Origin of the sequence: Pseudomonas sp. ICMP 10191 (assembly GCF_001467335.1) — a bacterium.
GTDB lineage: Bacteria > Pseudomonadota > Gammaproteobacteria > Pseudomonadales > Pseudomonadaceae > Aquipseudomonas > Aquipseudomonas cerasi.
On the sequence record NZ_LKGW01000056.1, the window covers coordinates 1 to 359 of the forward strand.

General features: G+C 59.3%; 1 protein-coding gene. It reads right to left on the reverse strand.

Annotation, left to right across the window (positions count from 1 at the left end):
- Positions 1–359, reverse strand: a 359-nt coding sequence (locus tag AO388_RS05775) for an RHS repeat domain-containing protein (RefSeq protein WP_161937154.1), incomplete at both ends; no start/stop codon positions are given.

Here is a 359-nt window from a genome sequence, read left to right on the forward strand (position 1 = left end):
CGGGTTGTAGGCGTGTTCGACGTAGCGCTCTGGTTTTATGAGCGGGTTCTGGATCTGTGAGAGTTTTTCAGCGGGCAGGGTGGTTGCGTACTGCCAGGCCTTGCGGCCAAGGGCGTCGTAGCCGAAGCAACTGGTGAGTTTGCCCTGCGTGCGATAGATCTCGCGGTGCAGGTCGTCTCGCTCCATGTCGCTGATCAACTGGCCATCGAGGTTCAGTTGATGCAGGTGGCCGCTACCGTAATACAAATGGTTCAGGTGCTGACCGGTGGGAAGGGTCAGTGTGGTCAGGTTACTGAGCGGATCGTAGTCGTAGGCCAGCGTGCCCTGGGGCGACGATTCCTGTGTCAGGCGGCCCAGAA